The organism is Pseudomonas sp. BF-B-15, from assembly GCF_019946675.1.
In the GTDB taxonomy this organism is placed as follows: Bacteria; Pseudomonadota; Gammaproteobacteria; order Pseudomonadales; family Pseudomonadaceae; genus Aquipseudomonas; species Aquipseudomonas migulae.
Window position 1 is genome coordinate 1 of sequence record NZ_JAGYFZ010000011.1, and the last position, 17914, is coordinate 17914.

Genomic DNA, 17914 nt, shown 5'->3' on the forward strand with positions numbered 1-17914 from the left:
AGGCTTGCCCGCGAAGGCGGTATTTCAGACACATCCTTGTCAACTGATACGACGCCTTCGCGGGCAAGCCTCGCTCCTACAGAGGATCACCACGCCAATCTTTGCGCTTGACCTTGCCAGCATGGCAAGGTTGATCCTGTAGGCATCTACTACAGGGAGTGCGACCGATGTCCGAATCCACCACGTTTGATCTGCCGATTGCCGGCATGACCTGCGCCAGTTGCGCCGGGCGTGTCGAGCGTGCCTTGAGCAAAGTCATCGGCGCCACGGCGGTCAGCGTCAACCTGGCCACCGAGCAGGCGCGGGTTCAAGCGCCCAGCGACAGCCTGCCGGCGTTGATGGACGCGGTGCAGCAAGCCGGTTACAGCGTGCCGCAGCAGAGCCTGGAATTGAGCATCGACGGCATGACCTGCGCGTCCTGCGTCGGTCGGGTCGAACGGGCGCTGGCCAAGGTGCCCGGCGTCAAGAGCGTCAGCGTCAACCTGGCCAACGAACGCGCCCACCTCGAACTGCTCGGGCAGATCGATCCGCAAACCCTGATCGCGGCCGTGACCAAGGCGGGTTACAACGCCAGCGTCTGGGAAGTCGAACACCCGTCAACCGACACGCAACATCAGCGCCTGCACCGCGAACGCTGGGTGTTGATCATGGCGATCGCCCTCGCCTTGCCGCTGGTATTGCCGATGCTGCTGCAACCGTTCGGCGTGCACTGGATGCTCCCGGCCTGGGTGCAATTCGCCTTGGCCACACCGGTGCAATTCATCTTCGGTGCCCGTTTTTACGTGGCCGCATGGAAAGCGGTGCGCGCCGGTGCCGGCAACATGGACCTGCTTGTAGCCCTCGGCACCAGCGCCGGTTATGGCTTGAGCCTCTACGAATGGGCCACCGCCGCCGGGCGCATGCCGCACCTGTATTTCGAAGCCTCCGCCGTCGTGATTGCGCTGGTGCTGCTGGGCAAATACCTTGAAAGCCGCGCCAAACGCCAGACCGCCAGTGCCATTCGCGCCCTCGAAGCCTTGCGCCCGGAGCGGGCGATTCAAGTCATCGACGGTCGCGAGCAGGACGTCGCCATCAGCGCTTTGCGCCTGAATGATCTGGTGCTGGTCAAACCCGGCGAACGTTTCCCGGTGGACGGCGAAGTGGTCGAAGGCCAGAGCCATGCCGACGAAGCACTGATCAGCGGCGAAAGCCTGCCGGTGCCGAAACAACCCGGCGACAAGGTCACCGGCGGCGCCATCAACGGTGAAGGTCGCTTGTTGGTTCGCACCCAGGCCTTGGGTGCGGAAACCGTACTGGCGCGGATCATCCGCCTGGTCGAAGACGCGCAAGCGGCGAAAGCACCGATCCAGAAACTGGTGGATAAAGTCAGCCAGGTGTTTGTGCCGACGGTGCTGCTGATCGCACTGGCGACCCTGATCGGTTGGTGGCTATACGGCGCACCGATGGAAACCGCGCTGATCAACGCCGTCGCGGTATTGGTGATCGCCTGCCCTTGCGCCCTCGGGTTGGCCACGCCAACGGCGATCATGGCCGGCACCGGTGTGGCGGCGCGTCACGGGATTCTGATCAAGGACGCCGAAGCACTGGAACGTGCCCATGAAGTCAGCGCGGTGGTGTTCGACAAGACCGGCACGCTGACCTCGGGCGCACCGCGTATCGCCCATTTGAACGCCATCGACGGTGACGAAGCCGCCCTGCTGCAAATGGCCGGCGCGCTGCAACGCGGCAGTGAGCATCCATTGGCCAAGGCGGTTCTGGATGCGTGCGCCGAACGCGGTTTGACCGTGGCCGATGTCAGCGACAGCCAGTCCCTGACCGGGCGCGGCATTGCCGGCAACCTCGAAGGTCGGCGCCTGGCGCTGGGCAATCGTCGCCTGCTGGAAGAAAACGGGTTGAGCGCGGGCCCATTGGCCGACGCTGCTACCGCATGGGAAACCGAAGGCCGGACCCTGTCCTGGTTGATCGAGCAAAAACCCACGCCGACCGTGCTGGGGCTGTTCGCCTTCGGTGACACCCTCAAATCAGGCGCGCTGCAAGCGGTGCAACAACTCAGCGCCCGCCACATCAGCAGCCACTTGCTGACCGGCGACAATCGCGGCAGCGCCAAAGTGGTCGCCGAGGCATTGGGCATCACCGACGTGCACGCCGAAGTACTGCCGGCCGACAAAGCAGCCACTGTCGCCGAATTGAAAAAGACCGGCGTGGTAGCGATGGTCGGCGACGGCATCAACGACGCCCCGGCCCTGGCCGCCGCCGACATCGGCATTGCCATGGGCGGCGGCACCGACGTCGCCATGCACGCGGCGGGCATCACCCTGATGCGCGGCGATCCTCGACTGGTGCCGGCAGCGCTGGACATCAGCCGCAAGACCTACGCGAAGATTCGTCAGAACCTGTTCTGGGCCTTCGTCTACAACCTGATCGGCATTCCGCTGGCCGCATTCGGCTTCCTCAACCCGGTGCTGGCCGGCGCGGCGATGGCGTTGTCGAGCGTCAGCGTGGTGAGCAATGCGTTACTGTTGAAAACCTGGAAACCCAAGGATCTGGAGGACAACCGATGAACATCGGCCAAGCAGCCCGCCAAAGTGGCCTGAGCGCGAAGATGATCCGTTATTACGAGTCCATCGGCTTGCTCAAGGCGGCTCATCGCACCGACAGCGGTTACCGGGTTTACGGCGCCGACGACTTGCACACGCTGGCCTTTATCAAGCGTTCGCGTGATTTGGGGTTTTCCCTGGAAGAGGTCGGCAAACTGCTGACCCTCTGGCAGGACCGCCAACGCGCCAGCGCCGATGTGAAAGCGCTGGCTCGTCAGCACATTGACGAGCTGAACCAGAAAATCCTTGAACTCGGTCAGTTGCGCGACACGTTGCAGGACCTGGTCGAGCACTGCCAGGGCGATCACCGCCCGGACTGCCCGATCCTCAAAAATCTTGAGTCGGGTTGCTGCGCCGTACCCGCTCACCCCTGATCGCGAGCACCTTCACCATCAACAAGGTGGTGAGGGGAATGCCGTGGAACAACAGCACCACCGCGCCGGGCGTCCACCATGAATAGAACGGCGCGGCGACCAGCATGCCAATGCCGAACCCGGTCATTTGCAGCAACGTCAGAAAGCTGAAAATCGGCAGGCGCAGGTTGTCCGGTTCACGTTGCAGACGCGACATCAGGCCGACTTCCGAGAAGCCGTCACCCAGCCCCGCCGGCAGTGAGAACAGCAACAAACCGTAGAGCGTTTGCTGCTGGAACATCAGGATGAAGCCGCAGGACATCAGCAACACGCCGAAGAAAAACCGTCGCTCCAGGTTCACGTTGTCCGAGCCTTTCAGGCGACTGGCAATCCGTGCGCCGATCAATTTTCCACTGGCCCAGACCGCCAGCATCAGGCCCAACGTGGTGCTGGCCGATTCGGGTGTCAGCAGTTTTGAAATGATCGGCAAACCCACGTTGTGTGCAGCGCTGCCCAGAGTATCGGCCATGGTGACCGCGAGCATCGCGGCCACCACCGGTGTGGTGCGCAGCCCTTGGCGCAGCGCTGACCATTCGCTTCGTTCATGATCGGGCCCGGCACTGGGAGACGGTCCGGCAAACCGCAGCGGCAGGATGAACAACGCGGCCAGCAGGTAAGTGACAACGTTCAGCGCAAAGACTGTTTCAAAGCCGAACGCCGCCACCAACAAGCCGGCCACCAGGCTTCCGCCGACCATCGCCGCCGACGATGCGGAGGTGATCCAGGCGTTGGTCTTGAGCAACTGCTCACCATCGATCAAGTGCGGCAACTGGCTGTTGAGGCCGATGGCGAACATTGAATTGCCCAAGCCCAGGCCAAAAGCGATCACCGGCAGCAAAAGCGCTTGCTGGCTGACTGGCAACACCAGCAGCAGGCCCAGCAATCCGGCGCGCAGCAGGTCGAACGCGATCAACGGCAGGCGCCCGGCCCAGCGGCGGTAAAAACTCGTGCCGATCAGGCTGGCGAAAATCCCTCCGCCCACGCGACTGGCGAGGAAGATCCCGACGCTCATGGCGCTGTTGCTGAGCAGGTAGACGTAGGTGGCCAGGGCGACCATGTTGAGGAACGCGCCGAAGTCCGAGACCAGACGGGCGGCAATGATCAGTCGGGCGTTGCGGGTGGAGGTGTTCACATTCAGTCCTTGAGTGTGGTGGGTATGACACATTTGGGTTGCCTGGGTTGACGTCTTCGCGGGCAAGCCTCGCTCCTACAAGGACAGCGTTGAACCTGTAGGAGCGAGGCTTGCCCGCGAACCAAACGACGCGGTCCCGAGTCTTCATCCCGAACAAAAAACCCGGCCGAAGCCGGGTTTTTCGTCAACCGATCACTGCATCCACGGTGGAGGCGGTTCTTCGGTTTTGCTCGGTGGCGCATCGTCTGCTGCGCGTATCGCTTGTTTGCGTTCTTCATCCAGGCGTGCCGCCTCGATTTCGCGCATGATCCCGCCGACGTCGGCCAACTCTTCCGGTTCGTCGAACTCGCCGGTCAAGACACTGGCCGGGTGCAAGGTGCCGGCTTCATACAAGGCCCACATTTCCTTGGCGTATTTGGTCTTTTTCAACTCCGGGGCAAACCGCCCGAAGTAGGACGCCATGTTGCCCACGTCGCGCTCCAGCATGCTGAACGCGTGGTTGTTGCCCGCCGCGTCGACCGCTTGCGGCAAGTCGATGATGACCGGGCCGGTTGGCGTCAACAGTACGTTGAACTCGGACAGGTCACCGTGCACCAGGCCGGTACACAACATCAGCACGATCTGCGAGATCAGGAATGCGTGATATTCGCGCGCCTGGTCCGGCTCCAGCACCACGTCGTTCAGACGCGGGGCGGCATCGCCGTACTCGTCGGCCACCAGTTCCATCAGCAGCACACCTTCAAGGAAGTCGTAAGGCTGAGGAACCCGCACACCCGCACCGGCCAGACGAAACAGCGCCGCCACTTCGGCGTTCTGCCAGGCGTCTTCGGTTTCTTTCTTGCCGAACTTGGAGCCCTTGGCCATCGCCCGAGCCTGACGGCTGTTGCGTACCTTGCGACCTTCCTGGTACTCGGACGCCTGGCGGAAACTGCGTTTATTCGCCTCCTTGTAGACCTTCGCGCAACGCAACTCGTTGCCGCAGCGCACCACATAAACAGCTGCTTCTTTACCACTCATGAGTGGGCGCAGCACCTCGTCGACCAGACCGTCCTCGATCAGGGGTTCAATGCGTTTTGGAGTCTTCATCAGCTTTTATTGTGGGTCCTTTATTACCAAACACGCGAAAGTCATTCGTTATACGGCAATCCACTCATTCGGGGGAGGGGTTACCGACCTATGAACGTTGCGGATGCACACAATGTGCCGAAAAAACCCGGCAAACCCGCCGATGCTCATCGACCGCCAAGGATCATAGCCGAGCCGGCAGCACTTGTTGGAGAAGGGATGCGAGGGGATTTGCGACAGAATCCGACATACCGGTCCCTACCGCTCGCAAGATTTTTTTCAACAGCCCTCAATTTCCTCCTTTAGCAGCCGAAGTCATCTGTAACAAAGTGAATTGTCCGACGATCGTTCCGACAGAAAACGATGGCGTGCCCAAGGGATCGGGTTCAACAAAACGTTTACGGCTGCCAATAAATCCGCGAGTCATCTGCACTGCGTGGGCCTACAAGAAAATCTGGAGCGCGGATGAACATCAAACAGAAGTTGACGTGGGCGTTTGCAATCATCGCCTGCCTGCCCGTGGTGCTGGTCGCCACCCTCGTTGTGTTGAACTTGCGCAGTGATGCCAAGGACGAGTTCGTCGACAACAGCGGTCGTGAAATCCGTCAGGTCAGCAATGCCATGCAACTGTTTTTCGACGGCATCAGCCAGAACGTCGAATACCTGGCCAAGCAACCGCTGATCACAAACTCCGACGACAGCCTCAAGACCTACATGAAGGCCGACGCCGCCAGCGTTCCCCAAGGCGAGGCGGACAAAAAAGTCTTCGGCTTCCTGCAGGACCTGGGCAACGCCCATCCGTCCTACGCCTACGCGATCCTCGGCACTGCGGCCGGCGGTTACGTGTCGTGGCCGGACGATGCCAAGCTGGCCAACTACGACCCGCGCCAGCGTCCGTGGTACAAGGCGGCCCAGGCCAAACCGGGCAAGCCGTTCCGTACCGAGGCCTATTACTGGGCCGAAAATGATACGTCCTACGTCAGCACCGTACGCACCATCGACAACAAGCTGGGCACCAACGGTGGCGTGGTCAGCATCGACGTGTCGCTCAAACAGCTCACCGAACTGGTTAAACAGATCAAGCTCGGCGAAACCGGCTACCTGATGCTGCTGGAAAACTCCGGCACCGTACTGGTCGATCCGAAACAACCGGAACACAACTTCAAGGCACTGGGCAGCCTCGGCGAGGGTTATGCGCAACTGGCCAAGGCCGGCAAAGGCCTGGTCGAAGTCGAGCTCAATGGCGAGCGCTACATGGCCAACGTCTGGCCTTCCGAGCAATTGGGCTGGACCTTCATCGGCCTGATCAAGCAGAGCGATGTGATGAGCACCGCGACCCAACTGACCTGGTTGATCGCAATCATCGCAGCCGTGCTGGCCGTGGTCTTCGCCGTCGTCGGCGCCAGTTTCGCCAGCGTCATCGTGCGTCCGATCCGCAGTGTGGCCGATGGCCTGGAAGGCATTGCCCAAGGTGAAGGCGACCTGACCAAGAACCTGCAAATCCGTGGCAGCGACGAAACCGCGCAACTGGCCAACTGGTTCAACCAGTTCCTGGCGGCGATCCGCAACCTGATTCAAAGCATCGGCGGCGCCGCGACCAAAATCCTCGCCACCTCCAAGAGCTCGACCCAGGTCTCCAGCGACATGGCCGAAGCGGCCGGACGCCAGCGTGAAGCCGTGGACATGGTGTCGACCGCGTTCCACGAAATGGTCGCCACCGCCAACGAAGTCGCGCGCTCGTGCAGCCAGGCGGCCGAGTCGGCCGACAGTGGCCAGCGCCAGGCACGCGAAGGTCAGCAACAGATTGATGCCGCCGTGACCAGCGTTGATCGCCTGAGCCAGGAAATCGAACAGTCGGCGCAGTCGATGCAACAACTTGAGCGCGACAGCAACGACATTCAGTCGATTCTCGGGACTATCCGTTCAATCGCCGAACAGACCAACCTGCTGGCGTTGAACGCTGCCATCGAGGCCGCACGGGCCGGTGAACAAGGTCGCGGTTTTGCGGTGGTGGCGGACGAAGTGCGGGCCTTGGCCAAGCGCACCGCCGACTCCACAGCGGAAATCGACGGCCTGCTTGGCAACCTCGCCAAGCGCACCAGCCAGGTGACTCAGCAGATGCATGCGAGCCTGGAAGTGTCCCAGCAGTCGGTGACTCGCATCGGTGAGGCGCGCAGCAGCTTCGGGCAGATCCGTGAATCGGTGGACGTGATCCGCGACATGAACACCCAGATCGCCACGGCGGCTGAACAGCAGCATCAGGTGGCCGAAGACATCAATCGGCACATCAGCCAGATTCATGGCGATGCGCAGTTGGTGGCAGAACTGGCGAACTCGGCGCGGTTGGACTCGCAGAGCCTGGCCGGGTTGTCGAATGAGCTGGATGGGTTGGTTCGCCGTTTCCGTACCTGATCCAGAACCTCGGTGGCCGCTTCGCGGCCATTCGCGGGCAAGTCGGATCGCCGCACCGCTCGCTCCTACAGGGTTTTGCGCTGTTTTTGTAGGAGCGAGGCTTGCCCGCGAAGGCGTCATCACTGCCGAAACAACTCTCCCGGCGTAAACCCGAACAACCCCTTGAACGCCGCAATAAACGCCGACGTCGAGTCATACCCGCACGCCAACGCCGCATTCGTCACGCTGTCCCCCGCCTCCAGCAAATTCAACGACGACAGCAACCGCATCCGTTGCCGCCAGCCACGAAAACTCAATCCCGTTTCACGCTGGAACAAGCGCATCAGGGTCTTCTCCGACGTACCCAATCGTTGTGCCCATTCCTGCAAGGTCACGTTGTGTTCCGGGTTTTCGATCAATTCGTTGCACAAGCCCAGCAAGCGTTCATGGCGCGGCAGGGGCAGCGAGAAACCGACCTCCGGCAAATTCGCCAGTTGATCCAGCAGCACATTCACCAGCCGCGCCTCCGGGCTGTCGCCCTGTGGATACTCCACCGGCAGCGCACAAAAACTCTTGATCAGCTCCCGCGCCAGCGGCGTCACTTCCAGCACCCGGCAGCGGCCGTCCGCCCATTGGCAATCCTCGCGACGCACGTAAAGGCTGCGCATTTCGGCGCGCATCGAGGTCACGACCTGATGTTCGAGATCCGCCGGAATCCAGATCCCCCACTGCGGCGGCGCAAAAAAACTGCCCTCGGCGGTGTGCACACCGAGGACGCCGCTGATGGCGTAGGAGAATTGCACCCAGTCGTGGCGGTGAGACGGCGTCCATGAACCGGCGTTGAGGCTTTCGGCACGTGCGTACAACGGACGCGGCAACACGGTCAGGGCCGGGATGGTCCGTTCGAGGGATTGTTGTCCGTTAGTCGGCATTGACTGGCCTTGTGTCGCGAGGTTGCTAATAAGGCGGACGTTAGGCCATGTCACCTCTCCAATCAACACCACAAACCCCCTGTAGGAGCGAGACCGGCTTGCCGGCGATAGCAGTGTGTCAGTCACGAATTTGTCGACTGATACACCGCTATCGCCGGCAAGCCGGTCTCACTCCTACAGGTTCGGTGTACACCCCGGCGAATCAGCGTTCGATGATTGCGGTGACGCCCTGCCCACCCGCCGCGCAAATCGAGATCAGCCCCCGGCCCTTGCCTGCGGCGTCGAGCAGCTTGGCCAGATTGGCGACAATGCGCCCGCCCGTCGCTGCAAACGGGTGCCCTGCCGCCAGTGAACTGCCTTTGACGTTGAGCCGGCTGCGGTCGATGGAGCCCAGTGGCGCGTCGAGGCCGAGGCGGGTTTTGCAGTACTCAGGGTCTTCCCAGGCCTTCAAGGTGCAGAGCACTTGAGCGGCGAAAGCTTCGTGGATTTCGTAGTAATCGAAGTCCTGCAAGGTCAGGCCATTGCGCGCCAGCAAACGCGGGACCGCGTACACCGGCGCCATCAACAGCCCTTCGGCACCGTTGACGAAATCCACCGCCGCCGCCTCGCCATCGCGCAAATACGCAAGGATCGGCAAGCCACGTTCCTTCGCCCATTCTTCACTGCCCAGCAGCACCAGCGACGCGCCGTCGGTGAGCGGCGTCGAGTTGCCGGCGGTCAGCGTGCCTTTGGCGCTTTTCTCGAACGCCGGTTTCAGCGACGCAAGTTTTTCCAGGGTCAGGTCCGGGCGCAGGTTGTTGTCGCGAGTCAGGCCGAGGAATGGCGTCATCAGGTCGTTGTGCCAGCCTTCGGTGTAGGAGGCCGCCATTTTCTGATGACTTTCCAGCGCCAGTTGATCCTGCTCGGCGCGCGCAATGTTCCAGGTCTGCGCCATCAGTTCGCAGTGTTCGCCCATCGACAGGCCGGTGCGGGGTTCGCCGTTGCGCGGAAATTCAGGGACGAGATGACCCGGTCGCAGCTGCAAAAAGGTTTTCAGTTTGTCGGCCGTGGTCTTGGCGCGGTTGGCTTGCAGGAGGATTTTGCGCAAACCTTCGTTGATGCCGATGGGCGCGTCGGACGTGGTGTCGACGCCACCGGCAATGCCGCACTCGATCTGGCCCAGGGCGATTTTATTCGCCACCAGCAACGCCGCTTCCAGCCCGGTGCCGCACGCTTGCTGGATGTCATAGGCCGGCGTGGTCGGCGACAGCCGTGAGCCGAGCACGCATTCGCGGGTCAGGTTGAAGTCCCGGGAATGCTTGAGCACCGCGCCCGCCGCCACTTCACCCATGCGCAAACCGTGCAGGTTGAAACGCTCGATCAGGCCTTCGAGTGCGGCGGTGAGCATCGCCTGGTTACTCGCGGTGGCGTACGGCCCGTTGGAGCGTGCAAAGGGAATCCGGTTACCGCCGATGATCGCGACGCGGCGCAGCTGAGTCATAAAAAGCTCCTGATGAAAATCCAAATGCGCGCCACCCCCTGTAGGAGCCGGCTTGCTGGCGATGGCGGTAGGTCTGTCGACATCAATGTAGCTGACACGCCGCTATCGCCAGCAAGCCGGCTCCTACAGGGATTGCATCGCTACAAAATCCCGGGATAAAACCAATCTGCATTGCCCAAGCGTAGGCCTTATCTCGTGGATCGAACGACTGATTGCCATTCGTGGTCCACACTTTGAACCCCAGCTGCTGGAGCGCGTTCCATGTCTGACCGCTATATCGACTTCGCCAATTCATCCATCGGCCATCGTCTGGTCGGGGCCTTGGGGCTGCCGTCGCCGGTTCGGCTGGAACGCTGGCAGGCGGGCCGGCTACGGCCTGTCGAGGGGGCGCTGCTGATCGGCGGCGGGCCGCTGGCGGAAAAAGTCAGCGCCTTCGCCAACCGCCTGACCGATGCGATTTACAGCTACGGCAGCGAACCTTCGATCGCCACCGCGTGGATTCCCGGCCACGGCCCGAAACTCAAGGCGGTGGTGTTCGACGCCAGTCATCTGGTGCAAACCGATCAGCTCAAGCAACTGCGCGAGTTCTTTCAGCCGCTGATGAAAAACCTCGATCACTGCGCGCACCTGGTCATTCTCGGACGCACGCCGCAGACGTTGAGCGATCCGTTTGCCGCCAGCGCCCAGCGAGCCCTGGAAGGCTTCAGTCGTTCGCTGGCCAAGGAACTGCGCAGTGGCGGCACCTTGCAACTGATCCACGTCGGCGAAGGCGCCGATGATCAACTGGAAGGCCCGCTGCGGTTTTTCCTTTCGCCCAAAAGTGCGTTCGTCTCCGGGCAAGTGATTCGCCTGAACCCCTGCGCCACGCCCGTGACGGACTGGACGCGTCCGTTGTCGGGGCGCAAGGCGCTGGTCACCGGCGCGGCGCGGGGCATCGGAGCATCGATTGCCGAAACCCTGGCCCGTGACGGCGCCGACGTGATCCTGCTCGACGTGCCACCGGCGAAAACCGATCTCGACGCCCTCGCCGCACGCCTCGGCGGACGCAGCATCACCCTGGACATCTGCGCCGAAGACGCCGCCACGCAGTTGATCGAGCAGTTGCCTGACGGCGTCGATATCGTGGTGCACAACGCCGGCATCACCCGCGATAAAACCCTGGCCAACATGACCCCGGAATTCTGGGACGCGGTGCTCGCGGTCAATCTCAATGCACCACAAGTGCTGACCAAGGCTCTGCTCGACAGCGGCACCTTGCACGATAACGGCCGTGTGATTCTGCTGGCGTCCATCAGCGGCATCGCCGGCAATCGCGGGCAAACCAATTACGCGGCGAGCAAGGCGGGTTTGATCGGTCTGGCCCAGGCCTGGGCGCCGTTGCTCAATGAGCGCGGCATCAGCATCAACGCGGTGGCTCCGGGGTTCATCGAAACACAGATGACCGCGCACATTCCCTTTGGCTTGCGTGAGGCCGGCCGGCGCATGAGTTCGCTGGGCCAGGGCGGCTTGCCGCAGGACGTTGCCGAAGCGGTGGCCTGGCTGGCGCAACCTGGCACCGGTGCGTTCACCGGGCAAGCGCTGCGGGTCTGTGGACAAAGTGTCTTGGGGGCTTAGCGATGATCACCGATTGGCACACACTCAACCGCGAACCGAGCCTGCCTGGGTTGTATGTGCAGGCTGCTACGCGCCGCAAGATCACCGGCACCACGCTGCCCGATGCGGGTTTGCGTTGCTGGGTCGATGTTGACCCGAAACGCCTGGCGGCCTATCGCAACGTCTGCGGGTTTGCCGACAACGGTTTGTTGCCGCCGACTTATCCACACATCCTGGCGTTCGCGCTGCAGATGCAACTGCTGACCGCCAGGGATTTTCCGTTTCCGCTGCTGGGGCTGATTCACCTGAGCAACCGCATTCGCGTCTTGCGGCCCATGGGCGGCGTGAACCGCGCGCGCATCAGCGTGCAGGTGCAGAATCTGCAACCCCATGCGAAGGGGGCGACGTTCGAGCTGCTGACCACGCTCGATGATCAGTTGGGGCCGTTGTGGGAAGCTGAGAGCCGGATGCTCTGTCGCGGGGTCAAACTCGAAGGCGAACCGGTCGAGGAAGTGCTGGCCCCGACGTTGCCGTTGAGCGAAGTCACCAGCTGGAAAGCGCCGGCGGACATCGGTCGGCAATACGCCAAAGTGTCCGGCGACTACAACCCGATTCACCTGAGTGCGGTGAGCGCCAAACTGTTCGGCTTCCCGACGGCCATTGCCCATGGGTTATGGAACAAGGCGCGAACGCTGGCTGCACTTACCGATCATTTGCCCACGGCGAACGTCGAGATTGCCGTGCAGTTTCGCAAACCGGTACGCCTGCCCGGCGAGGTGACACTGCTCGCCAGTGCGGCGGGGTCCAGTGGTGATTTTCAGCTGCTGGGCGCAGGTGATCTGGAGCATATGGCCGGGCATTGGCAGCCGGTTGCCTGATCGTTCGCATCAGCCAGATCAGTAGGACAAAGCACTGTATCGGGTAAAAAACGTCCGTTTTGGCTGAATGATTCTATGCTGACATTACATAGTGATAGTCAGGGTAGACGCACTCATGAAAACAAACCTCCCCCGCAAGCAAACAAATGCCGTGGCCACCACGGGACCGAGCCGGCAATTGGACTGGATTCCCGCCGAGCTGAATTTCATACTCTCCCGCGCCACTTATGTGGAAGGGATATTGAAGCTCCCTGATCTGCCGGCGCCCCTTGCCGCCCGTTCGAGCCTGCAACTTTGAGTTCCGGGGACAAGCTGTTCGGGCGTCTGCTCAACCGCCATCCACCACCGCCACCGGAAGTCCCCAGCGCCCTGAGCGTGCCAGGTGTCGGCTTACAGATGCGCCTGGACGCCGAAGGCCGGGTCATTCATCTGGCTGGTCCGCTGCGCCATGGCCTGGCCCAGCAGCACCCCGCCGCGCAGGCGCCGCTTCTACACGATTACCTCATGCCGCACAGCAGCCTCGCCGTCCAAGGCTCACCGGCCGACTGGCAAGGACAAAGTCTGGATCTGGACTTTTTCAGCCTCAGCGGGCACCCCTTGCACCTGCGCGGCTGGGTGCAGCCGTTGGCCGATGCCTGGCTGTTGCAGTTACTGGACATCGGCGATTTGTTGTACGAACGCCGGCAAGCGCGCAGCCGCGAACTCTGCCAGTTGCTCGCGACACAGATCGGCGACCAGTTGCGCCTGTGCAGTCTGGCGCGCCTGCCCGACGTACTGCTGGAACAACTGCAACATCTGGCGCGGCGTTTTCAAATCCCGTGCATGGCCGTGGCGTTGCTGGATGAACAGGAAGACGGCTGGCAGATCCACCAACATTACGCGGCCTTTGATGCGCCCCGGCTGTGGCAAAACGGTCAACGCCTGGGCACCGGGCTCGACAGTTTGAACGGCTCCGCCCCGCAGCATTTGACCCTCGGCGAGCACCCGCGCCTGCACAGCCTCTTCGGTAATGCCGAAGGGCTTGCGGTGCCTTACCACGATGCGCAAGGCGTGGTCGCGTGGTTGCTCTGTGGTTTTTACCCGGTGCAACAACGTGCACCCGACGTCGGAGAGCGCGACTGGTTGCAGCTCGCCGCCGCGCTCGCCGGGCCATTGCTGGAGCGTTTGCGCGAGCATCAGCATCATCTGCAACTGGAGCGACTGGAATCGCTGCAAGCCTTGCTCGGCAGCGGATGGTGGGAAATTTTCAGCGACAGCGCCGAGGTGCAATTGGCGTCGTCGCTGGCCAACACACTGAACCTGATCAGCACACGCATGCCCCTGCACGCCTGGCTCGAGCAGGTCCACCCTGCCGACCGCAAAGCGTTGCGCAGTCGTCTGCAAGACTTGCAGGACGACGGCACACCTTTATTGCTCTGCGTGCGCCTGCATCACCCCGACACGCCGACCTGGTATCGCCTGCAAGGGCAAGCCATGGGCGTCGGCAAAGACCGGCGGCTGGTGGGTTTCATGCTCGACATCAGCGACATCAAAAACCAGCAACAGGACGCCGCGACTGCCCAGAGCGCGAAAATGGCCACCCTTGGCGAAATGGCCACGGGCCTGGCGCATGAAATCAGCCAGCCGCTGAACGTGATGCGTCTGGCCATCGTCAACGTGCTCAAGCGCCTGGACAGCGGTGAAGTGCAGGTCGAATACCTGATCGACAAACTCAACCGCATTGATGCCCAGGTCCAGCGTGCGGCGCGGGTGGTCGATCACATGCGGGTGTTCGGTCGCCGCTCGGAGGCCGAGCAGCATCCCTTCAATCCGGTTGACGCCATCGGGGGCACGCTGTCGCTGCTGGCCGAGGAGTTGCGAGGCAAAGGCGTCGAGCTCAGGGTCAGCGAGACCGGTTTCCAGGTTCAGGTGCGTGGCAATGTCGATCAGCTGGAACAGGTGCTGATTAACCTGATGGTCAACGCGCGGGATGCATTGCTGAGCAAATGCGAAACGGATGGGGATTTCAAACCGTGGATTTCGCTGCACACCGAACATGACGAGCATTCAGTGCGACTGTGGGTCGAGGACAACGGTGGCGGTATCGATCCGCAGTTGCTGGAGCGGATTTTCGAACCGTTTTTCACCACTAAACCGGTGGGTGTGGGTACGGGGCTGGGGTTGTCGGTGAGCGTTGGCATCGTCGAGAACATGGGGGGAACACTGCGTGCGAGCAACTCGGCCGAGGGCGCTCGGTTCTGTATCGAGTTGCCGATAGCTGTAGATGATCGGATCACCGGATAGGCTTTGTCTTTCTGGCTGCCAACTGCCAGCCCAGACAACAAAACCCCCTGTAGGAGCGAGGCTTGCCCGCGAATGAGGCGACTCGGTCTAACTGAATGACCGAAGCGACTCCTTCGCGGGCAAGCCTCGCTCCTACAGGGGATGTGGTGTTTATTTGGGTGGGTAATTGGCGAGTATCCGCCCGACCGTCTCACGTATCGCTGTGCTGCGGTCCGACGGGTTCGGCGTGCGGCTGAGGATTTGTTCGTCACTGCCGCGCCACACCAGTTTGCCGTCCTTGCCGTCGAGCAGGTCGATCTGGATGATCGCCACTTTGTAGCTGATGTTGCGGGTTTCGTTGTACATCGGCCCGCCCCAGTAGCCATTCCACGGGTTACCCCAAGCGCCGCCGTAGTTGGTGGTCACTTGTTGCTGACGGTCTTCGACGATCAGGTAGGTTTGCACACTCACATCACCCTTTTTGCCCGCAGCGGCAGGACGAAGGCCACGCTGGTCCAGCTGATCGGCCACCGATTGGCGGATGCGCTGTTCGGTCAGGTCGCTCTTGATCCGTGGGTCATCGGGGCGATATTGCAGGGCGGGGTCTTTCCAGCTCCAGCTGCGATAGGCGGCAAAATCGCGGCTGGCGTCGAAGTCATGATTGACCTGGTTGGCGGCGCAGGCTGTCAGGAGCGCGGCCACTGCCAGTAAAACGAGACGGCGGAACATGATGATTCTCCGATTGAAGACATGAACCTGTGAAACGCTTCTTTTTTGCAGAAGCTAACTAGGAGGATACGCCGACATGGCCTTTTCCACAGCCTCCCGAATGGCATCGGCGCGTGCACTCTGGCTGCCTTTGTTGCTGGTTTCGGCGCTCGAACTCCAGACGGGTTGACCGCTTTGAGCATCGAACATGTCCACCTGTACCACCACGACCTGTTCCGAATAGGTGCGAACGATCGGCACCGTGTTGTACATGCCATAACCGCTGCCGTAGCGGTTGTAGCCGCCATACCCGCCGCCGTAGTAACCGTAGTCGTCCTGAACCTGCCGCAAGCGGGTTTCCAGATGCAGATTGGCGCTGACGAACAGGTCCGCCGGACGATTGTCGTGCAGCGGGCGCAAGCCGCGCTGATCGAGGGCGTTGCTCACGGCTTCGGCGACTTGCGCCGAGTCCGCCCACGCCGAACCCGGCGGCAGTTGCCCATTGAGCCAGGCCCAACTGCGGTAGCGGCCATAGTCACGCGGCGGGGCCGGATAGGCGCTGCGGTCGAACGTGTTGGCGGCCTCGGGCGGTGCCGGCGGCAAGGGGTTGGACGTCGCCACATAAGGGTTGCTGCCCTGGCAGGCAGCCAATCCCAGACAGATCACCAGTAACCCGGTACGACGTTTCATTTCGCGCTCCGATCAGATCGGCCGACAGATCCAGTGCAGGTAGCGTCCAAGCCCGGCAAAACTTGGGTGACGCCGGTGGGCCAGCTCCATTTCAAGCAAGTCCACCAGTTCGGCGCGAGCCTGAAATTCCACTGGCATGTAGTCGTGAAAAACACGCACCCCGCTCTGGGTTTCGACCTGCCACAGACCTTCAAGTTGCACCGCCAATTCACGCGGATCAAGGGGCTGTTGCGGCGTCAGGCTCTGCTTTTCGCCGGCCATGTCGTTCTTGCGCATTTTGCGGAAGTGGCCCTTGAGCAGGTTGCGGTAGATCAGTGCATCGCGGTTGTAAAACGCCAGGGACAACCAGCCGTCCTGCTTCGTCAGTTGATGCAGTACCGGCAGAATCGCGTGGGGTTCGGCCAGCCATTCCAGTACGGCATGGCACAGCACCAGGTCATAGGGTTCGGTGAGCTGACCGAGCAGGTCCTGCCACGGCGCCTGAATAAAAGTGGCCGTCTGGCCTGCATCGGCAAAGCGCTGGCGCGCCCCTTCAAGCATGGGCTCGGCAGGTTCGGCCAGTGTCACGTCATGCCCGCGCTGGGCCAGCCACAACGACATGTGGCCCAGGCCGGCGCCGATGTCGAGTACGCGCAAGGGGCGGTCCGGCAGGGTCTCCGCCAGGTCGGCCTGAAGCACCGCCAGACGGATCGCACCTTTGGCGCCACCGTAAATCTTTTCGGCGAAGCGGGTTGCCAGTTGATCGAAATGACGGTCGCTCATCAGCTGAACCTCCGTTCACTGTCCGCGAGTTTGCTGCGCACCACTTCATTCATGTCCAACCCCAACTCGCTGCACAGCAGCAGTAGATAGAGCACGATGTCGCCGACTTCCTGCCCGGCATGGGCGAGTTTGTCCGCCGGCAACTGGCGCGACTGGTCTTCGGTCAGCCACTGGAAGATCTCCACCAGCTCGGACATTTCCACGCTCGCGGCCATGGCCAGGTTTTTCGGGCTGTGAAATTGCCGCCAGTCATTGCGGTCACGGATGGCGTGCAGGCGTTCGGTCAGTTCAACAAGGTTCATCGGGCTCTCCTGAAGGCGTATAGCTTCGGGGGGATGGCCGGGGATGGCAAGTGGCGTTAGCTCCTGTAGGAGCTGAGCTTGCTCGCGATGGCGGTGTAAATGGCAGCATTTATGTTGGATGTTCCACCGCTTTCGCGAGCAAGCTCTGCTCCTACAAGTGCATCAACGAAGCAGAATCTTGCGTCATACTCATACGATTGCCGTATCGGGGAACTCGGCGCTGCGATGACTGGCCCAAGGCTCAACCACTTACATCAGGACGTTAACGACATGCAGGTAGACAGTTTTTTCGAATGGCTCGGCCAGGCGCTCGGCTCGGTCATCCGTTTTATCGTTGACGCCCTCAGCGGCCTGTTCAATCAGTTGAGCAACGCCGGTAGCAACTTCGTCGAAGGGTTGTCCAGCGCGCTGGGCATGGACACGTCGATCATCAGTATCATTGCGCTGATCCTGGGGCTGATGCTGTTGTGGTCGGCGATCCGGGCGTTCATGAATGCGTCGATCATCATGGGGATCATCTGGTTGCTGCTGGGGTTGTGGTTGCTTAGCTGGATAATCCACTGACACCACCAATCTCCTGTAGGAGCGAGACCGGCTTGCCGGCGATGGTGTGTCAGCTACGCAGGTGTCGGCTGACACACCATCGCCGGCAAGCCGGTCTCACTCCTACATTCGATCGCTGCGGATTCGGATGTATCGCTACAATGCC

Annotated in this window: 16 protein-coding genes and 1 pseudogene; 9 read left to right on the forward strand and 8 right to left on the reverse strand. The window is 61.6% G+C overall.

The annotated features are described in order from the left end of the window. Positions 1-167 precede the first annotated feature (167 nt). Complete coding sequence (locus KGA97_RS05525) at positions 168-2561, forward strand: heavy metal translocating P-type ATPase (protein ID WP_223480342.1); 2394 nt, start codon at positions 168-170, stop codon at positions 2559-2561. Beyond that, positions 2558-2971 carry a Cu(I)-responsive transcriptional regulator gene (gene cueR / locus KGA97_RS05530; RefSeq protein WP_008031313.1) on the forward strand — a complete coding sequence of 138 codons (414 nt, stop codon included), beginning with the start codon at positions 2558-2560 and terminating at the stop codon, positions 2969-2971. The genes KGA97_RS05525 and cueR overlap by 4 nt, the downstream gene beginning before the upstream one ends. On the opposite strand, the gene KGA97_RS05535 is transcribed toward cueR, so the two are convergent. Further along, positions 2925-4175 carry an MFS transporter gene (locus KGA97_RS05535; RefSeq protein ID WP_223480343.1) on the reverse strand — a complete coding sequence of 417 codons (1251 nt, stop codon included), beginning with the start codon at positions 4173-4175 and terminating at the stop codon, positions 2925-2927. The genes cueR and KGA97_RS05535 overlap by 47 nt on opposite strands. Before the next feature lie 159 nt (positions 4176-4334). Further along, entirely contained in the window at positions 4335-5228 is an 894-nt protein-coding gene (locus KGA97_RS05540) for a PA4780 family RIO1-like protein kinase (protein ID WP_008038756.1), read from the reverse strand. Positions 5229-5672: 444 nt separating this feature from the next. Here KGA97_RS05540 and KGA97_RS29535 point away from each other — a divergent pair. Continuing rightward, a pseudogene (locus KGA97_RS29535) lies at positions 5673-6761 on the forward strand (cache domain-containing protein); the annotation flags it as partial. A 129-nt stretch (positions 6762-6890) separates the two neighbouring features. After that, a complete protein-coding gene (locus tag KGA97_RS29540; protein WP_371850912.1) occupies positions 6891-7619 on the forward strand; it encodes a methyl-accepting chemotaxis protein in 729 nt (242 codons plus the stop codon). Positions 7620-7738: 119 nt separating this feature from the next. On the opposite strand, the gene KGA97_RS05550 is transcribed toward KGA97_RS29540, so the two are convergent. Together KGA97_RS05550 and KGA97_RS05555 are read right to left on the reverse strand one after the other, a co-directional pair. After that, complete coding sequence (locus tag KGA97_RS05550; protein ID WP_192226990.1) at positions 7739-8530, reverse strand: AraC family transcriptional regulator; 792 nt, start codon at positions 8528-8530, stop codon at positions 7739-7741. 202 nt (positions 8531-8732) lie between these two features. After that, on the reverse strand, positions 8733-10010 hold the full coding sequence (locus tag KGA97_RS05555; protein ID WP_223435133.1) for an acetyl-CoA C-acetyltransferase: 1278 nt from the start codon (positions 10008-10010) through the stop codon (positions 8733-8735). A 261-nt stretch (positions 10011-10271) separates the two neighbouring features. Here KGA97_RS05555 and KGA97_RS05560 point away from each other — a divergent pair, with 261 nt between their 5' ends. The 4 genes from KGA97_RS05560 to KGA97_RS05575 all read left to right on the forward strand — a co-directional run bounded on the left by KGA97_RS05560 (position 10272) and on the right by KGA97_RS05575 (position 14764). Continuing rightward, complete coding sequence (locus tag KGA97_RS05560; RefSeq protein WP_223480344.1) at positions 10272-11624, forward strand: 3-oxoacyl-ACP reductase; 1353 nt, start codon at positions 10272-10274, stop codon at positions 11622-11624. 2 nt (positions 11625-11626) lie between these two features. Continuing rightward, a complete protein-coding gene (locus tag KGA97_RS05565; protein WP_223480345.1) occupies positions 11627-12481 on the forward strand; it encodes a MaoC family dehydratase in 855 nt (284 codons plus the stop codon). A 115-nt stretch (positions 12482-12596) separates the two neighbouring features. Continuing rightward, positions 12597-12779 (forward strand): hypothetical protein, encoded by a 183-nt coding sequence (locus tag KGA97_RS05570; protein ID WP_223480346.1) that lies wholly within the window; start codon positions 12597-12599, stop codon positions 12777-12779. Then, the gene (locus KGA97_RS05575) at positions 12776-14764 is read left to right on the forward strand and encodes a sensor histidine kinase (RefSeq protein WP_223480347.1); all 1989 of its coding nucleotides are present in this window, start codon (positions 12776-12778) and stop codon (positions 14762-14764) included. The genes KGA97_RS05570 and KGA97_RS05575 overlap by 4 nt, the downstream gene beginning before the upstream one ends. A gap of 150 nt (positions 14765-14914) precedes the next feature. Here the strand turns inward: KGA97_RS05575 and KGA97_RS05580 are convergent, their stop codons facing one another. From KGA97_RS05580 to KGA97_RS05595, 4 genes are read right to left on the reverse strand one after another with little or no spacing between them, the layout of a single operon-like run. After that, entirely contained in the window at positions 14915-15472 is a 558-nt protein-coding gene (locus KGA97_RS05580) for a DUF4136 domain-containing protein (protein ID WP_008031292.1), read from the reverse strand. A gap of 54 nt (positions 15473-15526) precedes the next feature. Then, positions 15527-16141 carry a DUF4136 domain-containing protein gene (locus KGA97_RS05585; protein WP_008038742.1) on the reverse strand — a complete coding sequence of 205 codons (615 nt, stop codon included), beginning with the start codon at positions 16139-16141 and terminating at the stop codon, positions 15527-15529. Positions 16142-16153: 12 nt separating this feature from the next. Then, the gene (locus tag KGA97_RS05590; protein WP_192226984.1) at positions 16154-16903 is read right to left on the reverse strand and encodes a methyltransferase domain-containing protein; all 750 of its coding nucleotides are present in this window, start codon (positions 16901-16903) and stop codon (positions 16154-16156) included. Beyond that, entirely contained in the window at positions 16903-17205 is a 303-nt protein-coding gene (locus KGA97_RS05595; protein WP_007951009.1) for a MazG-like family protein, read from the reverse strand. Before KGA97_RS05595 ends, KGA97_RS05590 begins: the two co-directional genes overlap by 1 nt. A 270-nt stretch (positions 17206-17475) precedes the next feature. Between KGA97_RS05595 and KGA97_RS05600 the strand changes: the two genes are divergently transcribed. Then, a complete protein-coding gene (locus KGA97_RS05600; RefSeq protein WP_008031285.1) occupies positions 17476-17769 on the forward strand; it encodes a hypothetical protein in 294 nt (97 codons plus the stop codon). Positions 17770-17914 lie beyond the last annotated feature (145 nt).

What these genes read in the sequence shown, in the direction of transcription:
- KGA97_RS05525 (WP_223480342.1), top strand. Translation starts at nt 168, where the DNA reads ATGTCCGAATCCACCACGTTTGATCTGCCGATTGCCGGCATGACCTGC.
- cueR (WP_008031313.1), top strand. Translation starts at nt 2,558, where the DNA reads ATGAACATCGGCCAAGCAGCCCGCCAAAGTGGCCTGAGCGCGAAGATG.
- KGA97_RS05535 (WP_223480343.1), bottom strand. Translation starts at nt 4,175, where the DNA reads ATGTGTCATACCCACCACACTCAAGGACTGAATGTGAACACCTCCACC.
- KGA97_RS05540 (WP_008038756.1), bottom strand. Translation starts at nt 5,228, where the DNA reads ATGAAGACTCCAAAACGCATTGAACCCCTGATCGAGGACGGTCTGGTC.
- KGA97_RS29540 (WP_371850912.1), top strand. Translation starts at nt 6,891, where the DNA reads ATGGTGTCGACCGCGTTCCACGAAATGGTCGCCACCGCCAACGAAGTC.
- KGA97_RS05550 (WP_192226990.1), bottom strand. Translation starts at nt 8,530, where the DNA reads ATGCCGACTAACGGACAACAATCCCTCGAACGGACCATCCCGGCCCTG.
- KGA97_RS05555 (WP_223435133.1), bottom strand. Translation starts at nt 10,010, where the DNA reads ATGACTCAGCTGCGCCGCGTCGCGATCATCGGCGGTAACCGGATTCCC.
- KGA97_RS05560 (WP_223480344.1), top strand. Translation starts at nt 10,272, where the DNA reads ATGTCTGACCGCTATATCGACTTCGCCAATTCATCCATCGGCCATCGT.
- KGA97_RS05565 (WP_223480345.1), top strand. Translation starts at nt 11,627, where the DNA reads ATGATCACCGATTGGCACACACTCAACCGCGAACCGAGCCTGCCTGGG.
- KGA97_RS05570 (WP_223480346.1), top strand. Translation starts at nt 12,597, where the DNA reads ATGAAAACAAACCTCCCCCGCAAGCAAACAAATGCCGTGGCCACCACG.
- KGA97_RS05580 (WP_008031292.1), bottom strand. Translation starts at nt 15,472, where the DNA reads ATGTTCCGCCGTCTCGTTTTACTGGCAGTGGCCGCGCTCCTGACAGCC.
- KGA97_RS05585 (WP_008038742.1), bottom strand. Translation starts at nt 16,141, where the DNA reads ATGAAACGTCGTACCGGGTTACTGGTGATCTGTCTGGGATTGGCTGCC.
- KGA97_RS05590 (WP_192226984.1), bottom strand. Translation starts at nt 16,903, where the DNA reads ATGAGCGACCGTCATTTCGATCAACTGGCAACCCGCTTCGCCGAAAAG.
- KGA97_RS05595 (WP_007951009.1), bottom strand. Translation starts at nt 17,205, where the DNA reads ATGAACCTTGTTGAACTGACCGAACGCCTGCACGCCATCCGTGACCGC.
- KGA97_RS05600 (WP_008031285.1), top strand. Translation starts at nt 17,476, where the DNA reads ATGCAGGTAGACAGTTTTTTCGAATGGCTCGGCCAGGCGCTCGGCTCG.